At 71.0% G+C, this 20,252-nt stretch carries 16 protein-coding genes; 13 read left to right on the forward strand and 3 right to left on the reverse strand.

Annotation, left to right across the window (positions count from 1 at the left end; all coding sequences use genetic code 11):
- Both JOE64_RS09515 and JOE64_RS09520 read left to right on the forward strand, forming a co-directional pair.
- A complete protein-coding gene (locus JOE64_RS09515; protein WP_230403892.1) occupies positions 1 to 969 on the forward strand; it encodes a sugar ABC transporter permease in 969 nt (322 codons plus the stop codon).
- Between the two features lie 136 nt (positions 970 to 1,105).
- Complete coding sequence (locus JOE64_RS09520) at positions 1,106 to 3,067, forward strand: glycoside hydrolase family 13 protein (protein ID WP_204964027.1); 1,962 nt, start codon at positions 1,106 to 1,108, stop codon at positions 3,065 to 3,067.
- Positions 3,068 to 3,083: 16 nt separating this feature from the next.
- Here JOE64_RS09520 and rsmI read toward each other — a convergent pair whose 3' ends face one another.
- Positions 3,084 to 3,899 (reverse strand): 16S rRNA (cytidine(1402)-2'-O)-methyltransferase, encoded by an 816-nt coding sequence (rsmI, locus tag JOE64_RS09525; protein WP_204964028.1) that lies wholly within the window; start codon positions 3,897 to 3,899, stop codon positions 3,084 to 3,086.
- Between the two features lie 79 nt (positions 3,900 to 3,978).
- On the opposite strand from rsmI, the gene JOE64_RS09530 reads away from it, so the two are divergent.
- The 7 genes from JOE64_RS09530 to JOE64_RS09560 all read left to right on the forward strand — a co-directional run bounded on the left by JOE64_RS09530 (position 3,979) and on the right by JOE64_RS09560 (position 13,962).
- Positions 3,979 to 5,571: a dolichyl-phosphate-mannose--protein mannosyltransferase gene (locus tag JOE64_RS09530; protein ID WP_204964029.1), complete on the forward strand. Its 1,593-nt coding sequence runs from the start codon at positions 3,979 to 3,981 to the stop codon at positions 5,569 to 5,571.
- A gap of 100 nt (positions 5,572 to 5,671) precedes the next feature.
- A complete protein-coding gene (locus JOE64_RS09535) occupies positions 5,672 to 6,103 on the forward strand; it encodes a hypothetical protein (protein WP_204964030.1) in 432 nt (143 codons plus the stop codon).
- Positions 6,103 to 7,743 carry an EI24 domain-containing protein gene (locus JOE64_RS09540; protein ID WP_204964031.1) on the forward strand — a complete coding sequence of 547 codons (1,641 nt, stop codon included), beginning with the start codon at positions 6,103 to 6,105 and terminating at the stop codon, positions 7,741 to 7,743. Before JOE64_RS09535 ends, JOE64_RS09540 begins: the two co-directional genes overlap by 1 nt.
- Entirely contained in the window at positions 7,743 to 8,228 is a 486-nt protein-coding gene (locus tag JOE64_RS09545) for a hypothetical protein (RefSeq protein WP_204964032.1), read from the forward strand. Before JOE64_RS09540 ends, JOE64_RS09545 begins: the two co-directional genes overlap by 1 nt.
- Complete coding sequence (locus JOE64_RS09550) at positions 8,225 to 8,854, forward strand: hypothetical protein (protein WP_204964033.1); 630 nt, start codon at positions 8,225 to 8,227, stop codon at positions 8,852 to 8,854. Before JOE64_RS09545 ends, JOE64_RS09550 begins: the two co-directional genes overlap by 4 nt.
- Positions 8,855 to 8,899: 45 nt before the next feature.
- Entirely contained in the window at positions 8,900 to 12,853 is a 3,954-nt protein-coding gene (gene hrpA / locus JOE64_RS09555) for an ATP-dependent RNA helicase HrpA (RefSeq protein WP_204964034.1), read from the forward strand.
- Positions 12,854 to 13,020: 167 nt separating this feature from the next.
- Positions 13,021 to 13,962, forward strand: a complete 942-nt coding sequence (locus tag JOE64_RS09560) for a quinone oxidoreductase family protein (protein ID WP_204964035.1) — start codon at positions 13,021 to 13,023, stop codon at positions 13,960 to 13,962.
- 18 nt (positions 13,963 to 13,980) lie between these two features.
- Here JOE64_RS09560 and JOE64_RS09565 read toward each other — a convergent pair whose 3' ends face one another.
- Positions 13,981 to 15,321: a M20/M25/M40 family metallo-hydrolase gene (locus JOE64_RS09565; protein ID WP_204964036.1), complete on the reverse strand. Its 1,341-nt coding sequence runs from the start codon at positions 15,319 to 15,321 to the stop codon at positions 13,981 to 13,983.
- A gap of 111 nt (positions 15,322 to 15,432) precedes the next feature.
- Between JOE64_RS09565 and JOE64_RS09570 the strand changes: the two genes are divergently transcribed.
- Positions 15,433 to 16,461 (forward strand): Gfo/Idh/MocA family protein, encoded by a 1,029-nt coding sequence (locus JOE64_RS09570; RefSeq protein ID WP_204964037.1) that lies wholly within the window; start codon positions 15,433 to 15,435, stop codon positions 16,459 to 16,461.
- 1 nt (position 16,462) lies between these two features.
- Positions 16,463 to 17,347 (forward strand): NYN domain-containing protein, encoded by an 885-nt coding sequence (locus JOE64_RS09575; protein WP_204964038.1) that lies wholly within the window; start codon positions 16,463 to 16,465, stop codon positions 17,345 to 17,347.
- 14 nt (positions 17,348 to 17,361) lie between these two features.
- Here the strand turns inward: JOE64_RS09575 and JOE64_RS09580 are convergent, their stop codons facing one another.
- The gene (locus JOE64_RS09580) at positions 17,362 to 17,742 is read right to left on the reverse strand and encodes a DoxX family protein (protein WP_204964039.1); all 381 of its coding nucleotides are present in this window, start codon (positions 17,740 to 17,742) and stop codon (positions 17,362 to 17,364) included.
- A 37-nt stretch (positions 17,743 to 17,779) separates the two neighbouring features.
- Between JOE64_RS09580 and JOE64_RS09585 the strand changes: the two genes are divergently transcribed.
- Together JOE64_RS09585 and JOE64_RS09590 are read left to right on the forward strand one after the other, a co-directional pair.
- The gene (locus JOE64_RS09585; RefSeq protein ID WP_204964040.1) at positions 17,780 to 19,081 is read left to right on the forward strand and encodes a DUF4921 family protein; all 1,302 of its coding nucleotides are present in this window, start codon (positions 17,780 to 17,782) and stop codon (positions 19,079 to 19,081) included.
- Positions 19,078 to 20,235: a class I SAM-dependent methyltransferase gene (locus tag JOE64_RS09590; protein ID WP_204964041.1), complete on the forward strand. Its 1,158-nt coding sequence runs from the start codon at positions 19,078 to 19,080 to the stop codon at positions 20,233 to 20,235. The genes JOE64_RS09585 and JOE64_RS09590 overlap by 4 nt, the downstream gene beginning before the upstream one ends.
- The last annotated feature ends 17 nt before the right edge of the window (positions 20,236 to 20,252 follow it).

Raw genomic sequence — 20,252 nt, forward strand, 5'->3', positions numbered from 1 at the left:
ATGAGCATCCAAGAAGCGGTTCCCGCGGCATCCGTCGCGTCCTCGTCCGGTGACGGCGGCAGCACCGGCAAGAAGTGGGGCGACGCCGGCGTCCCCGGCGCCAAAGAGCCGCGCCGGCCCTTCGGCCGCTGGTTCCGCGAGACGGGATGGCGGCACCTGGTCGGCATCGTCATGATCGTCTTCTCGGCGTTCCCGCTCGTGTACGTGCTGTCGGCCTCCCTCAACCCCGGGGGCACCCTGCTGACGGCCAACAGCCTGTTCTCGAACTTCGACATCGGCAGCTACATCGCGCTGTTCCAAGACCCGCTCCGGCCCTACGGGGCGTGGTTCGTCAACTCGATCTTCATCGGGCTCACCACGTCGTTCTTCACGGTGGTGCTCTGCGCCCTGGCCGCCTATGCGTTCTCGCGGATGCGTTTCCGTGGCCGGCGCGCGGGGCTTCTGACGCTGCTGCTCGTGCAGATGTTCCCGCAGCTGCTCGCGGTCGTGGCGATCTTCCTGCTGATGTCGGCGATCAGCGACGTGTTCCCGGCGCTGGGTCTGAACTCCCAGATCGGCCTCATCATGGTCTACCTCGGTGGCGCGCTGGGTGTGAACACGTTCCTCATGTACGGGTTCTTCAACACCGTCCCGGCATCGATCGACGAGGCCGCGAAGATCGACGGCGCCGGTCACGCGCGCATCTTCTTCACGATCATCCTGCGCCTGGTCGCCCCCGTCCTGGCCGTGATCGGCCTCCTCTCGTTCATCGGCACGATGAACGACTTCCTCATCGCGTCGGTCATCTTGGTCGACCCCGAGAAGCAGACGCTCGCCGTCGGGCTCTACCAGTTCGTCTCGCAAGAGACCGCGCGCAACTGGAGCGTCTTCGCCGCCGGTGCGGTCCTCGCCGCGATCCTGCCGATGGCGCTGTTCCTGTCGCTCCAGCGGTTCATCGTCGGCGGACTGACGGCGGGTTCGGTGAAGTGACCCACTGAGCGCGCCGTGGCCACATCGGATGGCACTCGGTAGACTGACAACACAACTGAGGGGCTCTGTCACGCGCTCGCGTGCAACCACGTCGCATCTCGCCGACGTCGGAGTCGGTACCCAACCGGAGGTCCTCATGATGGATGCCGCACGCCGCCCGCACCACGACGGCTCGCCCCTGTACGTCTCGCACTCTGCACCCGCCCTCGGCGACGAGGTCGCCGTACGACTTCGCGTGCCGGAGGGCTACGACGCGGTGGGGCGGGTGCTCGTCCGCTCCAACCCCGACCACGAACCGGTCTGGGTCGAGGCCTCACGCGACGGCGCGGCCGACGGATGGGAGTGGTGGACCGCGCACATCGTCGTCACGAACCCTCGGCACGGCTACCGTTTCCATCTGGTGCTCGCCGACGGACGGGTGGAGATCCTCAACCAGGGCGGCCTCACCGATGTCGACGCCCTCGACGGGCAGGACTTCGCCCTCGTCGCCGAGAATCCGCCGCCGGCATGGATGGACGACACCGTCCTCTATCAGATCTTCCCCGACCGGTTCGCCCGCTCACAGGCCGCCGATGCGCGACCCGCGCCGCACTGGGCGATCCCCGCGGCATGGGACGGACCGCTCGACCCGGTGCACCCGGGGCGCGGGCGCCAGTTCTACGGCGGCGATCTCGACGGCGCCGCCGAGAAGCTCGACCATCTCTCCGACCTCGGGGTCACGGCGCTGTACCACACGCCGATCTTCCCGGCGGAGTCCAACCACCGGTACGACGCCTCGCGTTTCGACGCCGTCGATCCGCTCGTCGGCGGAGACGACGCCTACCTCCGCCTGATCGAGGCGTCGCACGCGCGCGGCATCCGCATCATCGGCGACCTCACGACCAACCACTCGGGCATCGCGCACGACTGGTTCCGTGCCGCTCTCGGGCACCCCGAGGCGCCGGAGAGCGCGTTCTACTACTTTCACGACGAGGCGAACGAGACCTACGAGACGTGGCTCGACGCCGACACCCTGCCGAAGTTCGACTGGTCGAGCGCCGAGCTTCGCCGCCGCTTCATCGAGGGCCCGGACTCCGTCGTCGCGCAGTGGCTGCGTGCCCCGTACGGAATCGACGGCTGGCGGATCGACGTCGCGAACATGACCGGCCGGCTCGGCCGAGTCGATCTGAACGCCGAGGTACGGCAGACGCTTCGCCGCACCATGATCGACGTGAACCCCGACACGCTCCTGCTCGCCGAGTCGACCAACGACGCGGCATCCGATCTGCAGGGCGACGCCTGGCACGGCGGCATGACCTACCCGGCGTTCACCCGCGGCGTGTGGGCGTGGCTGGCCGACCCGCGGCGCATCCCGCACTACGGGTTCCACGGCGAGCTGAGCAACGACATGTGGTTCTTCGGGCTGCCGACGGGTATGCCGCGATACAGCGCACGCCAGTTCGTCGAGCAGTTCCAACGCTTCACCAGCCAGATCCCGTGGCGAGTGCAGCGCGGCACGATGTCGGCGCTCGACACGCACGACACGGCACGCTTCGCGACGTACGCCTCGCCCGGCGCGGTGCCGGTGGCGCTCGGGCTGTCGATGACTCTCCCCGGCATTCCCGTGGTCTATGCCGGGGATGAGTTCGGGCTCGAGGGCGTGGACGGCGAGATGAGCCGCACGCCGATGCCGTGGGATCGCATGGCCGAGCCCGAGATCGCAGCGCGCATCGCGCTCTACCGCGAACTCATCGCGCTGCGCCGCACGCACCCTGCACTGTCGACCGGCGGGCTGCGCTGGCTGCACGTCGACGACGCCGGAGTCGTGTTCGTACGTGAGAGCGCGGCCGAGAGCGTGCTCGTCGTCGCGACGCGCGGCGGTGTGGATGCCCGGGTCGAGGCCCCTCTCATCGTCGGTGCCGCCGCGGCGAAGCGCCTCTACGGCGACGCGGCGCTCGACGTCGACGCGGACGGAGCGGTGCGCGTCCGCGCCGAGGGGACGTCGTTCGCGGCCTTCGCCCTGCCCGGCGTCACCGCACCGCCGATCTCTGCGGCCTCACCGGCTCTCGAAGAGATCGACCCCGAGGCGTTCGTCCAATTGGGGGCACCGTCCGAGTGACCGCGCCGCGCCGCGCTCAGCGCGCGGCGAGCGCCGCCTGGTAGAGCTCGCGCGAGCTGAGCCCGGTCTGCGCGGCGACTTCGGCCGCGGCATCCTTCAGGCGCGTGCCCGCTGCGACGAGCGCCTGCACCTGCGCGAGGGCGTCGCCTCGCGACACCTCGCGCTCGGGGGCGCCGCCGACGACGACCACGATCTCGCCGCGCACGCCGTCTTCGGCCCAGGCGGCGAGGTCGCCGAGGCTGCCCCGCACGACCTCTTCGTGCAGTTTGGTCAGCTCGCGGCAGACGGCGGCGGGGCGACCGGGGCCGAAGGCATCCGCCATCGCGGCGAGCGTCTCGGCGAGGCGCGACGGGGCTTCGAAGAACACCATCGTGCGCGCTTCACCCGACAGCCCCGTGAGCGCGCGGCGGCGGTCGCCGGTCTTGCGGGGCAGAAATCCCTCGAACGTGAACCGGTCGGTCGGCAGGCCTGCGACGGCGAGCGCCGTGACGACGGCACTCGGGCCGGGGATCGCGGTCACCGTGACCCCTTGCGCGACGGCCTCGGCGACGAGGCCGTAGCCGGGGTCGCTCACGGTCGGCATGCCGGCGTCGCTCAGCACCAGCAGGTCCTCGTCGCGCGCCTGCGCGACGAGCTCCGCCGCCCGCTGCTTCTCGTTGTGGTCGTGCAGGGCGATCAGCTTCGGACGGTTGGCGATCCCGAGTGCCTGCAGCAGGCGCTGGGTCGTGCGCGTGTCCTCCGCCGCGACGACCGTCGCCGCTTCGAGGGCGGCCACGAGCCGCGCCGAGGCGTCGCCGAGGTTTCCGATGGGCGTCGCGGCGAGGATGATCACCCTTCCAGCTTAGGAGCGCACCCGACGCAGACATCGCCGGCGCAGGATCGCGCCGGCTCGACCGCTTAGGCTGATGCCCGTGTCCACCGCCGTCGAGCCGCTGCTTCCCGAGCTCCGCCCGTCCCGGTACGACGCGTGGCGAACCCGCCTCGCGGGCGACGCCCGCCTGCAGCGCCTCTACGGCTGGCTGCTGCCGACGCTGATCACCCTGCTCGCCGCCGTCCTGAGGTTCTGGAACCTCGGGCATCCCCACAGCCTCGTGTTCGACGAGACGTATTACGTCAAGGATGCCTGGAGCCAGTGGAACCTCGGCTACGCGGCGACGTGGCCCGACGGCGCCGACGCCCGCTTCGCAGCCGGTGAGACGGACATCTTCGGGGCGACGGGAAGCTTCGTCGTGCATCCGCCGCTGGGCAAGTTCCTGATCGGCGCGGGCATGGCACTCTTCGGTCCCGACAACTCCTTCGGTTGGCGTTTCGCCACAGCGTTGGCGGGTACGGCGCTCGTGCTCATCCTCTTCTTCTTCGCGCGGTCGCTGACGAACTCGATCGTGTTCGCCTCGATCGCCTCGTTCCTGCTCGCGATCGATGGCCTCGGCATCGTGATGAGCCGCGTCGCGCTGCTGGACGTGTTCCTGGCCTTCTTCGTGCTGCTCGCCTTCTGGTTCGTCGTACTCGACCGCAGACGTGCACCGGATCGGCTGGCCGCCCGCACCGTCGCCCGAGAACGTGACGGAGCGGCCCCCGCGTGGGGCGCGATCCTGTGGAACCGCCCCTGGCTGATCGCCGCGGGCGCCGCCGCAGGGGCGGCGACCGCCGTCAAGTGGTCGGGTGTCTGGGTGCTCGCCGCGATCGGCATCTACCTGGTGGTGACCGATGCGCTCGAACGCCGCCGCCTGGGCGTGACGTTCTGGCCGATGGATGCCGTCCGGCAGGGCCTCGTCTCGTTCGTGCTGCTGGTGCCGGTCGCCCTGTGCGTCTACCTCGCCTCGTGGACGGGATGGATCGTCACCGACGGAGGGTATGACCGGCACGCCGCCGACGCCAACCCCGCGACGGGACTGTTCTCCTGGGTGCCCCTCTGGCTGCAGAGCCTGTGGAAGTACCACCAGACGATCTACACCTCGATGGCGAACATGACCTCGCCGCACAACTACGAGAGCCCGGCATGGCAGTGGGCGCTGCTGTGGCGGCCGACGTCGATGTACGCCCAGGCGACCGGCGACGGTCAGTCCGGGTGCGCGGGCGGCAGCGCGGGATGCCTGGACATCCTCTACTCCATGCCGAACCCGCTGCTGTGGTACGCGAGCGTCGCCGCGGCCCTCTACCTCGTCTACCGCTTCGCCCTGGAGCGCAACTGGCGGCATGCGCTGATCCTCGTCGCCATCGCCGCGACCTGGCTGCCGTGGCTCGCCTTCCCGGAGCGGACGATCTTCCAGTTCTACACGATCGCGATCTGGCCGTTCCTGCTCGTCGCACTCACCTTCGCGCTGCGCGAGATCGCGGGGCCTGCGCACGCGAGTGCGACCCGCCGCCGGTCGGGTCAGCAGATCGTGCTCGTGGTTCTCATCGTCGCTGTCGCCCTGTCGATCTTCTGGTATCCGCTCTGGTCGGCGATGCAGGTGCCCTACGACTTCTACCGTCTGCACAACTGGCTGCAGGGCTGGGTCTGATCGCCGTGCCGTGGCGGTCGGGCGATGGGGAGTTCTGCCCATCGCCGGACCGCCGCGCATCTCGTACGGTGAGGGGACCGGAGCGACGACGAGGAAGAACATGGCCGACCTGAACATCGATGTCACGGAACTGACGACGAGCGCCTCGCGGGCCGAGCGGATCGCGAGCGACTTCTCCACCGCCGAGCGCATCGCCGACGAGACCGCCGGCTACACCGGCCACGACGGTCTCGCCGGCAAAGTGCGCGACTTCGGCGACAAGTGGGACATCGCGCGGCACAAGCTCGAGGAGAACCTCACCACGATCGCGCAGTACCTGCGCGCCGTCGTCGACACGTTCGACGATCTGGATACGAATCTCGCGTCCTCGCTGCGAGACTCGGCCCAGGGCGACGCCGCGATGAGCCGCGAGATCGACGACGCGGTCGTCGCGCAGTCGACACCTCCGGTGGCCCCCGCGCCCGCGCCCACGCCGTCGCCCGCCCCCGGGCCCGCACCCACGGCACCGTCGACGAACGGAGGCGATCACTGATGGCACTCCCGGGCAACCCCACCGCACTGGCCGAACGCGCCGCGACCTACCAGGCATCCGCGAGTCGGATCGACCGCGCCGCCGCCGACCTGCGCGCGCTGGCCTACACGAGCACCGCGAAGTCGCTGGATGCCATCCGGCAGCGCAGCGGCGAGGTCGCGGGCACCCTCAGCGAGGCCTACGGCCGCTACGCCGGCACGGCCGCCGCCCTCGTGGAGTACGCCGCAGCCCTCGGCGACGCGCACCGCCGCGCCGACGCCGCCGACGCCGCCGAGGCGACGGCCGAGAGCTACGCCGGGCAGGCCGGCTCCCGCCTCGACGCGCTCACCCGGCGCGTGCAGGGCCTGGAGGACGCCGCGGCGCCCCTCGGGGCGATCGAGGCCGCCGAGCGCGAGGTCGCCGACGCGCAGCGCGCCGCGCGCCGCTACGACGCCGCCGCGTCGAGCGCACGCGACGACCATGAGGCCGCCCGTCGCGAGATGGAGGCCGCCGCGCAGCGCGCCATGTCGCTCATCGACAGCGCGATCGACGCGACCAACGAAAGCTGGCTCGATCACGTCGGCAATTTCTTCGCCGGCGTCGGGTCGTGGCTCGCCGACCTCGGACGGTGGGTGGGCGAGTTCCTCCACGACCTCTGGGACGAGCTGCAACGTCTCGTCTCGACCGTGCTGGCACTGCTCGGCACGATCCTCATCCTCGTGCTGGTCTATGCCCTGCTGTCCCTCATCCCCGTCATCGGCCCGCTGATCGCGGCGCTCGTCGTCGGCATCCTCGCGGGATTCCTGCTCGGCAGCATCCTCTCGGACGTCCTGAAGCCCACCCCGAAGGTCGGCGAGTACACCCGCGACGAGCGGGAGAAGCGACAGGACATGGGGCAGCCCCGCGACCTGTCGACCGCCATCAAAGAAGCGGCGTACGTCGACAAGCTCGGCCACGTCTACACCTACAACGAGGACGGCACCGTCAAGACCGATGTCGCGAACGAGTCGGTGATCAGCGTGACCAAGGTCGTCGACGCCGACGGCGTGGTGCGCTGGCGGGTGTCGCTGCCCAGCACCCAGGAGTGGCTGTCGCGGTTCGACGGAGATCAGGGCGCGACCAACGATCTCGACAGCAACCTCGCCCTCATGCTCACTCCGTCGCTGCGTTCGCAGTACGAGCGCGCCGTGCTCGACGCGATGAAGCAGGCCGGTGTCGGTCCCGAGGACCCCGTCATGCTCGTCGGCTTCAGCCAGGGCGGGATCATGGCCGGCACGCTCGCGGCGTACAACTCCGACTACAACTGGAGCGCCGTCGTCGTGGCAGGCGCCCCGATCGACAGCATGCCCATCCCCTCCACGACGCAGGTCGTCTCGGTGCAGCACGACGGGGACCTCGTGCCCCGACTCGACAGCATCATCTCGCTCGGCACCGGTGGATACGCCCAGCACCGCCCGAACTGGACGACGATCAACGAGCCCTCACCGCTCGCGGCGGAGGGCATGGGCGGCATCCACAACGGCGCCGCGTACAACAGCACGCTGCAGAGCAACATCGGCCAGGTGCCGCCGTCGACGCGCGACGACCTGGATCGCTACTTCATCGGCGATGAGAACGCCTACGGTTACCAGGAGACGTACTACAGCTGGCAGGAGAAGTGATGCCCTCATCGAGGATCGCGCGACGAGCGCTCGCCACCGCAGCGTCCGGTGCGCTTCTGCTCGCGCTCGCCGCCGGATGCTCGGCGACGCCCCCCTTGCCCTCGTCCCCGACCACTCCCCGAGGAGAAGCCACCGTGAACGCCCTGCAGACGATGTACGACGCCGTCGCCGCCGCCGATCCGCGCGTCACGGATCCTCTCGCCACGGTGAGCCGGTCGGGCGCGAACACCGTGCTCTCCCTCAGCGTGCTCATCACCGGCGACGAGGCGGTGTCGACGCAGACGCTGAGCGCCGTCCTCCGCGCGGCGCGGGACTCGTCGATCCCCTTCGATCAGCTCGATCTCAACGCTCGCTCCGCGGCGAACTCGGAGCAGATCCTCGATCTCACCCCCGCGAGCAAGGGGCTGCCCGCCGACGCGAACGTCCTCGCCGTCGACGGCGGCGTGACGCTCATGCGCGCCGGCCTGGAGAAGATCGGCGGATGACCGACACTGCACCGGAGCTCGTCTTCCGGCTCATCGGCACGTGGTGGCGGGTCGATCTCGACTCCGACGAGACGGCCCGCGCCTCGGCATCCGACATCGCCCGCGGCACGCTCGGCAGCCGCGACAACGAGGCGACCGCACGTCGCCGGATACGCGAGGACCTCGTGCGTGCGGCGGCGCGCGCGCGCGAGGCGAACGCCCGGCTCATGCTGCTGCAGACCGAGCTCGGCCCAGGAGACCCGATGTCGGCCGCCCTGACGCTCTATGACGACGATCGGGTGCGGATGAGCCCCGCGATCGGCACGAGCCCGGACCGCGTTCTCGGAGTCCTCGAGGAGAGCCTTCCGACGATCTCGCCCGATCTCGCCGCGACCGCGGTGCGTCGCCCGTTCGAGGGCGGCGAGGCGGTGCGCGTGCACCGGATCGACGAGACCACCGAGGTCGAGGACGGCCAGGAGTTCACGCAGCGGCGGCTGGTCGCCCAGTACTGGTACCCGCAGCCCGGCTCGAAGCGGCTGGCGCTCGTCGTCCTCTCCACCCCGCTCGGCGACATCCCGCACACCCTTCTGTCGTACTTCGACGCGATCGTCGAGGTCTCGCGGTTCGACACGCCCGTCGAGCGCTGACCCCCGCCCGGTCGCCGACCGGGCACCGCGATACGATGGAGGGCTATGCCTTCCCCCGAGCCCGTGATCTCCTATCCGCCGGAGCTGCCCGTCAGCGCGGCGCGCGACGAGATCGCGCGAGCGATCGCGGACCATCAGGTCGTGATCGTCGCCGGCGCGACCGGATCGGGCAAGACGACCCAGCTGCCGAAGATCTGCCTCGAACTCGGCCGCACCTCCATCGCGCACACGCAGCCCCGGCGCATCGCCGCACGCACGATCGCCGAGCGCATCGCGCACGAGCTGCAGGTGCCCCTCGGCGGCGCAGTGGGCTACAAGGTGCGGTTCACCGACCAGGTGTCGGCCGACACCAAGATCGCCCTCGTCACCGACGGCATCCTGCTCAACGAGATCCATCGCGACCGGCTGCTCCGCCGCTACGACACGATCATCATCGACGAGGCGCACGAGCGCTCCCTCAACATCGACTTCCTGCTCGGCTACCTCGCCCGCGTCCTGCCCGAGCGCCCCGATCTGAAGGTGATCGTCACCTCGGCGACGATCGATCCGGAGAGCTTCGCGCAACACTTCGCGGATGCCGCCGGCACCCCCGCACCGGTCATCGAGGTCTCGGGGCGCACCTACCCGGTCGAGATCCGATACCGGCCCGGAACCGCGGAGAGCGAGGCCACGTCGATTCCGACGCCGGGCACGGCGCGCTCGAGCGGGCGCGCGAAGGACGACGACGCCGGCGACGACATCGACACGCTCCTCGCTGCCCTCCGCGAACTCGACCGCGAGCCCGACGGCGACGTGCTGGTCTTCCTCCCGGGCGAAGCCGAGATCCGCGACGCCGCAGATGCCGTCCGCGGCATGTACGCGAAGGACGCCCGCCCGACGGAGGTGCTGCCCCTGTACGGCAGGCTCTCCGCCGCCGAGCAGCACCGCGTGTTCGAACCGTCGACGATCGCCGGGCTGCGTCGCCGCGTCATCCTCGCGACCAACGTGGCCGAGACGAGCCTGACCGTTCCCGGCATCCGCTACGTCATCGACGGCGGCACGGCGCGCATCTCGCGCTACAGCGCGCGCACCAAGATCCAGCAGTTGCCGATCGAGGCCATCTCGCAGGCATCCGCACAGCAGCGCTCGGGGCGCGCCGGACGCACCTCGAACGGCATCGCGATCCGCCTCTACGCCGAAGACGACTTCGACGCCCGCCCCGAGTACACCGAGCCCGAGATCCTGCGCACCTCTCTCGCCTCCGTCATCCTGCAGATGCTCGCGCTCGGCTTCGGCGACATCGAGGACTTCCCGTTCCTCACGAAGCCCGACAGCCGCGGCGTGAAGGCGGCGTTCGACCTGCTCACCGAGCTGCGCGCGGTGTCGTCGTCGCGTCGCCTCACCACGCTCGGCCGCGAGATCGCCCGTCTGCCGATCGATCCGCGGTTCGCGCGCATGCTGATCGAGGCGCGCCGGCTCGAGGTGCTGCCCGACGTGCTCGCGATCGTCGCGGGTCTGTCGATCCAGGACGTGCGCGAGCGTCCCTCCGTCGAAGACCCCGGCGCGCGGGAGCAGGCCGACCGCCTGCACGCCCGCTTCACCGACCCGACGAGCGACTTCCTCACGCTGCTGAACCTGTGGAATCACCTGCAGGAGCAGCAGCGCGAGCTCGGCTCGAGCGCGTTCCGGCGCCTGTGCCGCAGCGAGTTCCTGAACTATGTACGCGTTCGGGAATGGGCCGATGTCCACCGTCAGCTCCGGCAGCTGATGGGCACGAAGGGCGCGAAAAGCGCGCCCTCGTCGGGCGCCGCCGACCCGGCCCGGGTGCACCGCGCGATCCTGGCCGGGCTGCTCTCGCACATCGGCGTGCTCGACACCCGCTCGATCGCCCCGAAGGGAACCAAGCCCGGCGACAAGCGCAAGCCGATCGCGAGCTACCGCGGTTCGCGCGGCGCGGCGTTCGCGATCTTCCCGGGCTCGGGGCTGCGCAAGGCGACCCCCGACGCGGTGATGGCGGCCGAGCTCGTGGAGACGTCGCGGCTGTTCGCGCGGACGGTGGCGGTGATCGATCCCGCGTGGGCGGAGGAGCTCGCCGGCGACCTCGCGCACCGACAGCTGAGCGATCCGCACTGGTCGAAGGATGCCGGGGCGGCCGTTGCCGCAGAGAAGGTGACCCTGTTCGGGGTCGAGATCATCCCCCGCCGGCGGGTGCAGCTCGCCCGCATCGACCGGACGCTCGCCCGCGAGCTGTTCGTGCGCCACGCGCTCGTCGACGGCGAGTGGAACAGCCAGCACCTCGACAAGCGTCTGACGGCGTTCGAGCGTCGGAACCTCGAGCTGCGGCGGCGCCTCGAGAAGGTCGAGGAGCGCGAGCGCCGCCGCGACATCCTGGTCGGTGACGAAGCCGTGTTCGTGTTCTACGACACGCGCCTGCCGCAGGACGTCGTCGACGTGCGCTCGTTCGAGTCGTGGTGGCGGGATGCCTCCGCGCGCACCCCGCGCCTGCTCGACATGACCGAGGCCGACCTGCTCGACGACGCGTCGCGCTCGGACGAGCGCGCGTTCCCGGGCCGGTGGCAGCAGGGCGATCAGGTGCTGTCACTGTCGTACCGCTTCGAGCCCGGCAACCCGGAGGACGGCGTGAGCGTTGTCGTGCCGTTGCCGCTGCTGGCGGGGCTGCGTGCCGACGGATTCGACTGGCAGGTGCCGGGGCTGCGTGCCGAGCTCACGACCGCGCTGCTGAAGGCGCTCCCGAAAGCGATCCGGCGACACGTCGTACCGGCCGCCGACTGGGCCGCGAAGCTCGGCGACGAACTCGCCGGGGCAGGACCCGAGCACCACGACGGACTGCCGCCGCAGACCCTGCGCGCCGCGCTCGCCGCCCGCATCCAGCGCGTCGCGAACCAGCCCGTCACGACGGACGACTTCGACCTCGATCGGGTGCCGGCGCACCTGCTCGTGACGTTCCGCGCCGTGGACCACCGCGGACGCACCGTCGGCACCTCGCGCGATCTCGCCGACCTGCAGGACCGTCTCGCCGGGCGCGCCCGCGAGCAGGTCGCACGCAGCCTCACACGCGAGGCCCCGCCGGCAGCGCGCGTGGCGCGCGCCTCGGGCGCCGCCGGCACCGCGTTCGCGGCGGCGGGCCCGGCGCTCGCCGAGCGTGCCGGCATCGTGACCTGGGATCTCGGCGCCCTCCCCGAGGTCGTCGACACGAGAGTCGCCGGCGGCGTCGTGCGCGGCTATCCGGCGCTCGTCGACGAGAAGGATGCCGTGGCGCTGCGCATCGAGTCGACCCCGGAGCGCGCGGCTCGCCTCACCCATGCCGGGGTTCGGCGTCTGCTGCTGCTGGCCGTCCCCTCGCCCAGCGCTTACGTCCTGGATCACCTGACCGCGGCCGAGAAGCTGTCGCTCGCGGCATCCCCGTACCCTTCCGCGAAAGCGCTGATCGAGGATGCCCGGGTCGCCGTCGCCGACGAGGTGATGGCGCGCACGGCACCGCAGGGCGTGCGCACCGCGGAGCAGTTCGCCGCCGTCCGCGACGCGCTGTCCGCCGCCGTGGTCGACGACCTCTTCCAGGCGGTGTCACTCACGGCCCGCATCCTCACGGCGCAGCGCGACGTCGACCGTGCCGTGAAGTCGCAGAACTCCATGACGCTGTTGGGGGCCCTCGGCGACGTGAAGTCGCAGCTGGCGGGGCTCGTCTTCCCCGGCTTCGTCTCGCGCACGGGACTCGCCCGTCTGCGGCACCTCCCCCGGTACCTGCAGGGCGCGCTCGATCGGGTGCGCGCACTCGCCGACAACCCGGGTCGCGATCGGCAGCGGCTCACCGAGTTCGAACGCGCCGCCGCACTCTACGCCGACGCCGGCGGCACGATCCCCCTGCCCGTGGATGCCCCCGCACCCCTCGCCCACGCCCGCTGGCTGCTCGAGGAGTACCGCGTGAGCCTGTTCGCCCAGCAGCTCGGCACAGCGGAGCCGGTCTCACTGCCGCGGATCACGAAGGCGCTCTCGTCCTGACCGACTGAGCGCGCCGAGTACCGCACGTCCCGGCATCCGACCCGGCACGAACTCCGCATCCATGCGCGTACTCCGCATCCGACCCCCGCGACGGGTGCGGAGCACGCACCGATCTGAGGAGTACGCACCCCGCGGAATACGCACGGGCGCTCATGGTTGCACCCGTCATGAGCACAGCGATCGTGTACACCGAGTTCGGAGGACCCGACGTCCTCACCGTCGCCGAGATCCCCACCCCGACCCCGGGGCCCGGCGATGTCCTCGTCCATCTCGACGCGGTCGGCGTGAACCCGATCGATCACAAGCTGCGCTCGGGTCTGCGTCCGTCGGCTGTCATCACCACGCCGCGACGGCTCGGGTCGGATGCCGCAGGCACCGTCACCGCCGTCGGCGCCGAGGTCGAGGGGTTCCGCCCGGGCGACGCGGTCGTCGTCTTCGGAGCCGCCGGCGCCTACACGACCGACCTCGTCGTGACGCCGAGCTCCCTCGTTCCACGTCCGCCGCAGGTGTCGGCCGCCGCGGGCGCGGCTCTCGGCATTCCGGTGGGCACGGCGTATCAGACCCTGCGGTCGCTCGCCGTCGGCGCCGGAGACACGCTCCTCATCCACGGCGGATCGGGTGCGGTCGGTCAGGCCGCGATCCAGCATGCCGTGCTCTCGGGCGCCACCGTGCTCGCCACCACGAGCGAGCGCCGCGCCGACCGCGTGCGCTCGCTCGGAGCGACCCCGCTCCCCTACGGGCCCGGTGTCGTCGACCGCGTGCGTGAGCTCGCTCCCGAAGGCGTCACGGTCGCGATCGATCTCGCCGGCACCGACGAGGCCCTCGAGCAATCGATCGACCTCGTCGCCGATCGCCGTCGCATCGCGACCCTCGTCCGCGGCCGCGACGCGGCCGGCCTCGGCATCCGCGCGTTCAGCGGCGGCAGTCCTGAGCCTCTCACCGCGCAGCAGCTCGCCTGGCGGGCCGAGGCGATCCCGGTGACGGTCGCGCTGCTGGCCGCGGGCCGCTTCAGCGTCGAGCTCGGTCCGCAGTTGCCGCTCGCCGACGCCGCCGAGGCCCACCGCCTCGTCGAGGCCGGCACCGACGGCAAAGTGATCCTGCTGCCCTGATCGCCCAGCGGGAGGCGATCAGCTGGCGGCGATGAGGGCGCGATAAAACCCGATCCCCCGCAGCCACACGTCGACGCGGATGCGCTCGTTGTGCGAATGCAGTGCGTCCCGCTCTGCCCGGGTCAGGTGGAACGGCGTGAAGCGGTACACGTGATCGCTGATCACCGTGAACCAGCGGCTGTCGCTCGCGCCGAGCTGGATGTACGGGGTCGTGACCACCTCATGTCCGAGTTCGTCGGCGACGGCCGTCGCGATCCGCCGCCACTGCTCCCCGCGCCAGGGCGAGACGGGCGACGGCTCCGATCCGTGCCGCAGCGTGATCTCGACCTCGGGATCGGCGACGGCGCGACGGACGTGGGCGAGGGCTCCGGCGATCGAGTCGCCGGTCAGCAGCCGGATGTTGATCGACGCGCTCGCGGTCGTCGCGAGGACGTTCTCACCGGGTGCGCCCGAGAGCTCCGTGGCGACCGCGGTCGTTCGCACCATCGCGTTCGTCTCGGCGCCGGCGAGGGTGAGCGCCCGGGCGACCATCGGACCCGTGATCGCCAGATGACCGAGCACCCAGCGCAGCGGCTGGCGCGTGTGCGGGGCGAGGGTCGCGAACAGCGCTCGGGCCGGCGGGGTCATGCGCACGGGGAAAGGATGCCGGTGGAGCCGGTCGACCGCACGCGCCAGCCGCACGGTCGCAGGCATCCGCGGCGGTGTCGAGGCGTGGCCGCCCGCCTCCGCGGCGGTGAGACGCACGGTCATCACGCCGCGCTCGGCGACGCCGACCATCGCGGTGGTGACGGAGATCCCGGGAACGACGCCGTCGACGACGGCCCCACCCTCGTCGAGCACGAGCCCCGGCCGCACGCCGCGCTCAGCCAGCAGCGCCACGATGGCACGCGCTCCGCCTCCGGCCGTTTCTTCGTTGTGCCCGAACGAGAGATAGACATCCCGCGCGGGTGAGAATCCCTCGACGACAAGTCTCTCCACCGCCTCCAGGATCGCGACGAGCGCGCCCTTGTCGTCGATCGCGCCGCGCGCGTGCACCGTGGCCTCGGCACCGTCGCCGACCACGTCGGCGGCGAAGGGCGGGTGCTCCCACTCCTCGGCCACCACGGGCACGACATCGAGATGCGCCATCAACACGAGAGGATCCGCGACATCCGCACCCGCCCATCGGTACAGCAGCGAGTGCCCGTCGACGACCTCGCGCTCGAGCGCCTCGTGCACACGCGGGTACAGACGCTCCACGGCGTCCAGGAAGTCATCGAACGGCTGCCAGTCGATGAGCGACTCATCGGCATGCGAGACGGTCGGGATCTGCAGCAGTTCTCGCAGGCGCGCGAGCGCCTCGTCATCGGGTGAGGTCACCCGTCGAGCCTACGCGCCGGTCGATTCGACATGCCCGACGCACGCATCGTCGCGGCGGACGGTGGGCGGGCGACCTCGCCGGACGGCGAGCGCACGCCGTAGGCTCGATGCATGACCGATACCGCCGAGGGCCGGAGCCCCGAGACCGACCTGTCCGTGTCCGGACCGCGGTGGGGCATCCTCGCCCCGGGCGGCATCGCCCACGCGTTCGCGAGCGATCTGCGAACGGCAGGGCGTCGTATCGCCGCCGTCGGCTCGCGCCGCGCGGAGGCGGCCGACGCGTTCGCCGCCGAGTTCGACATTCCCCATGCGCACGGCTCGTACGAGGATCTTGTCGCCGATCCCGACGTCGACATCGTCTACGTCGCCTCTCCGCACAGCCATCATCTCGCCCACGCGGCATTGGCGCTCGAAGCGGGCAAGCACGTCCTCATCGAGAAGCCGGTCACGCTCGACGCCGACGAGGCCATCGCGATCCGCGACCTCGCCGCGGGTCGCGGCCTGCTCGCGATGGAGGCGATGTGGACGCGCTACCTGCCGCACATGGTGCGCATCCGAGAACTCCTCGCGGACGGTGCACTGGGCCAGATCCGCACGGTGATCGCCGACCACACGCAGGCCCTCCCGACCGACCCCGCCCACCGTCTCAATGCGCTCGAGCTGGGCGGCGGTGCCCTGCTCGATCTGGGCATCTACCCCGTCTCGTTCGCAGTCGACGTGCTCGGCCCCGTGCGCGTCGCACTCGCGACCGGCCGCCTCGGTGAGACCGGCGCCGACAACGACGTCGCGATCGCGCTCGCGCACGACTCGGGAGCTGTATCGTCGCTCGCGGTGAGCTCGCGCGGTGCCGGCCCGAACGCCGCGCACATCGTGGGGTCGGATGCCCGTATCGAGATCGATCGCGTCTGGTACACCCCGACGTCGTTCCGAGTGATCGAGCCCGACGGCGCCGTGCGCGAGGAGTACGTGTCGCAGGTGGAGGGGCGCGGCATGCAGTTCCAGGCGCTGTACGCCGAGCGGCTCATCGCCGAGGGAGCCACCGACAGCACGCTGTTGCCGTTCGAGCAGTCGGTGGCGATCATGCGGATCCTCGACGACATCCGGGCCCAGCTGGGCGTCGTCTACCCGAAGGGGCGCTGACGTGGCCGATCTGCAGAGCAATCGCGTCGCGGTCTACCTCGACTTCGACAACATCGTGATGAGCTGGTACGACCGCGTCCACGGCCGCAACGCGTATGCGGGAGACCGGCAGAAGATCATCGCCGATCCCGACGAGCCCACGATCGCGCAGCGTCTGAAGGACGCCACGATCGATGTCGGCGCGATCATCGACTACGCGGCATCCTTCGGCACGCTCGTGCTCACCCGCGCCTACGCGGACTGGTCCTCGCCCGTCAATGCGTTCTACCGCTCGCAGCTGGTCGCCCGCGCCGTCGACCTGGTGCAGTTGTTCCCGGCGGCGGCCTATGCCAAGAACGGCGCCGACATCCGCCTGGCCGTCGACACCGTGGAAGACATGTTCCGCCTCCCCGACCTCACCCACGTGGTGATCGTCGCCGGCGACAGCGACTACGTGCCGCTCGCGCAGCGCTGCAAGCGTCTCGGCCGCTTCGTCGTGGGCGTCGGGGTCGCCGGCTCCACGGCGAAGTCGCTCGCCGCGGCGTGCGACCAGTTCGACGCCTACGACTCGCTGCCGGGCGTCGTGCCGCCGCAGCCGGCGGCGCAGAAGAAGACGGATGCCTCGGCATCCGCCACCACCTCCTCACGACGCCGCAAGAAGCCCGAGGACCCGTCCGCGGAGCTGCTCGCCCGGGCGCTGCGACTCGAGCAGGAGCGCACCGACGACGAATGGGTGCACCTGTCGGCGGTGAAGAACCTGCTGAAGCGGATGGATCCGTCCTTCAGCGAGAAGTCACTCGGTCACCGGTCGTTCTCGGATTTCGTGAACGCGTACCCTCAGGTCGCCGACATCGACGAGTCGACCAACATCGTGCGCGTGCGCTCGCACGTCTCCGACGCGGGCTGACCGACCGGAAGCGTTCAGTCGCGCGTCGACCAGAGCGCCCATGCGACCAGCACAGGCTGGAAGAAGAGGCGTACGACGCGGGCGCGGTCGCTGTCGAGGCCGAACGCGGGACGCTTGTCGAGGGCCTGGGCGATGTTGCCGGGAAAGACGGCGACGAAGAACGCGGCGAGGAGCGCGCCGATGCGGCGGCGCTCGCGGGGAAGCACGACGAGAGCGGCACCGAGCATCATCTCGACCGCCCCGGATGCGACGACGACGCCGTCCTTGTCGATGGGCAGCGCGTCGGTGACGACGTCGGGCACCTGGGCCTGGAACTCGCGCCGCGCCCAGAACAGGTGACTGAGACCCGCGAACACCATTCCGCCGGCGAGCAGCCAGCGCGCGACCGTCTTCATAGGAGCCAGTATGCCCCCTCCGGATAGGCTGGGGGTCGTGAGCGATGGCGCGAGAACCCCGATCCGCCGGATGCCCGACGGCACCGTCAAACAGGTCGGCCCCCTCACCGGGACCCAGGTGTGGACGGTCCCCGGGCGGGCGAACCGGCCTCTGGAAGCCCCGCGCGATGCGCCCCGCCCCGTCGCTCCGGGCGAGGCCGACCGCGTGTGCGCGTTCTGCGCGACGCGCTACCTCGAGACCACGCCTGAGAAGGAACGACTGGTCGGAGAGGATGTCGAACTGCACCGTCACGTTCCGCCGGGCGACCTGTTCGACACCGTCGCGGAGTTCCGTCGCTTCGGCAACCTGTTCGAGATCGTGTCGGCGGAGTACTGGCGCGAGAACCACGGATTCCGTCAGCCCTCCGCCATCGTCGAATGGGCGCAGGAGTACCTCTCCACCGCCGAGGGCCGTACGCACATCGAGACTCTTGCGGCGATCCGCGCCCAGGCCACGGGTGAGGAGGTCTCGCTCGAAGAGGCGGCGCTCGATCTTCTGGGCGGGTCGCACGACGTCATCGTCGCGCGCCGCCACCTCGTCGACGACGCCCGCTACGACGATCAGCTCGCCTCGGCGGGAACCCTCTCCCCCGACGAGCACGCCGCCTACACCGCGTTCACGGTACGCGCCCTCGCCGAGATCCAGGCCGCGCAGCCGAACGCCGCCTACGTCGCGGTGTTCCAGAACTGGCTGCGACCCGCCGGCGCGTCGTTCGAGCATCTGCACAAGCAGCTCGTCGCGATCGACGAGCACGGTCCGCAGGTCGACCACGAGCTGCGGCTGCTCTCGCACGACCGCGACCTGTACCAACGCGAGCTCGCCGACCTCGCCGTGTCCGAGCGCCTGCTCGTCGCGGCGACCGACGGCGCCGTCGCCTTCGCGGGCATCGGGCACCGGTACCCGGCGTTCGAGGTGTTCTCGACCTCGGAGGCGAACCTGCCGCAGGAGCACAGCGCGGCGGGCATCCGTGCCGTCTCCGACCTCGTTCATGCGTTGCACGCCGTCTCGGGACCGCTCGTGCCCACGAATGAGGAATGGCACTACCGTCCGCCGGGAGCACCCTGGCCGATGCCGTGGCGCGTCGTGCTGAAGTGGCGCATCTCGAACCCTGCGGGCTTCGAAGGCGGCACGAAGATCTACGTGAACACCATCGACCCGTGGGAGCTGCGGCGCCGCGCCGTCGCCGAGCTGCAGGCGCTGCGCACCGACGGCCGGATCGCGCCGGGCATCCGGATCGGCGACGAGTGCGTCGCGAGCGACGCGACGCTGCGCTACGCCGACGCGCCGGAGCGCGCGTGAGTCTTCCGTTCGAACGTTTGCGTCGCACCCCCGATGTCGAGGGGCCGGGGCTCGTCGCCGTCGACGCCGCCGACCGGCTTCTGCTCGACGAGTCCGCCGCGCGCAGAGCAGCCTGCGCGAGTGAGGATCTGGTCGTCATCGGCGACGCGTACGGGGCGCTCGCCCTCGGGTGCGCGTGGGAGTCGAGCGCAGGATGCCGCGCCGTGCGCGTGCACCAGGATTCGCTCACCGGCGAACGCGCTCTCGCCGCCAACGCCGCGCGCTTTCCGGAACGCCCGGACCTCGGCCGCCGCGTCGCGGCCAGCCCGACGCTCGATGCCGACCTGGTGCGCGGTGCGCGCGTCGTGCTGCTGCGTCTGCCGCGCTCCCTCGATGCGCTGCGCGACATCGCCGCTCTCATCGCCGCCCATGCCGACCCCGATGTCGTCGTCTATGCGGGCGGGCGCATCAAGCACATGAGCGTCGCGATGAACGCGGTTCTCGGCGAGTGCTTCTCACGCGTCGACGTCACTCATGCGCGCCAGAAGTCGCGCGTGCTGATCGCGCACGGACCGCATGACGGCCACGACCCCCGTCCCGACGCCGCCTCCCTCGACACGCCGGGCGACATCGCGCTCGAGCTGCGCGCATTCGGGGGCGCGTTCGGAGGCGCCCGGCTCGACGCCGGCACCCGGTTGCTGCTCGCCCACCTGCCGGCGCGGATCGCCGGGGGCGGGCCCGACGATCCGTTCGTCGATCTCGCGTGCGGCACCGGGGTGATCGGGGCGTGGCTGGCGCTGCGGCATTCGCAGGCGTTCGTGTGGTCGTCCGACCCGTCCGCCGCCGCGATCGCGTCGGCACGGGCGACCGCCGCCGCGAACCACGTGGACGAGCGAGTGCGGGTGGTGCGCGACGACGCGCTGTCGCTCCGGCCCGCGGGCAGCGCCTCGTTCCTCACGCTGAATCCGCCGTTCCACTCGGGCGCAGCGGTCACCGACCGCATCGCTCCGCACCTGTTCGCGGATGCCGCGCGCGTGCTGCGCCCCGGCGGCGAACTGTGGTGCGTCTGGAACTCGCCCCTCGGCTACCGCCCGATGCTCGAGCGGCTCGTCGGCCCCACCCGACAGGTGGCGCGCGATCCGCGCTTCACCGTGACGGTGTCCACACGCCGCTGAGCGTGACGGTGCGAACC

This window comes from Microbacterium dextranolyticum, assembly GCF_016907295.1.
GTDB classification, from domain to species: domain Bacteria; phylum Actinomycetota; class Actinomycetes; order Actinomycetales; family Microbacteriaceae; genus Microbacterium; species Microbacterium dextranolyticum.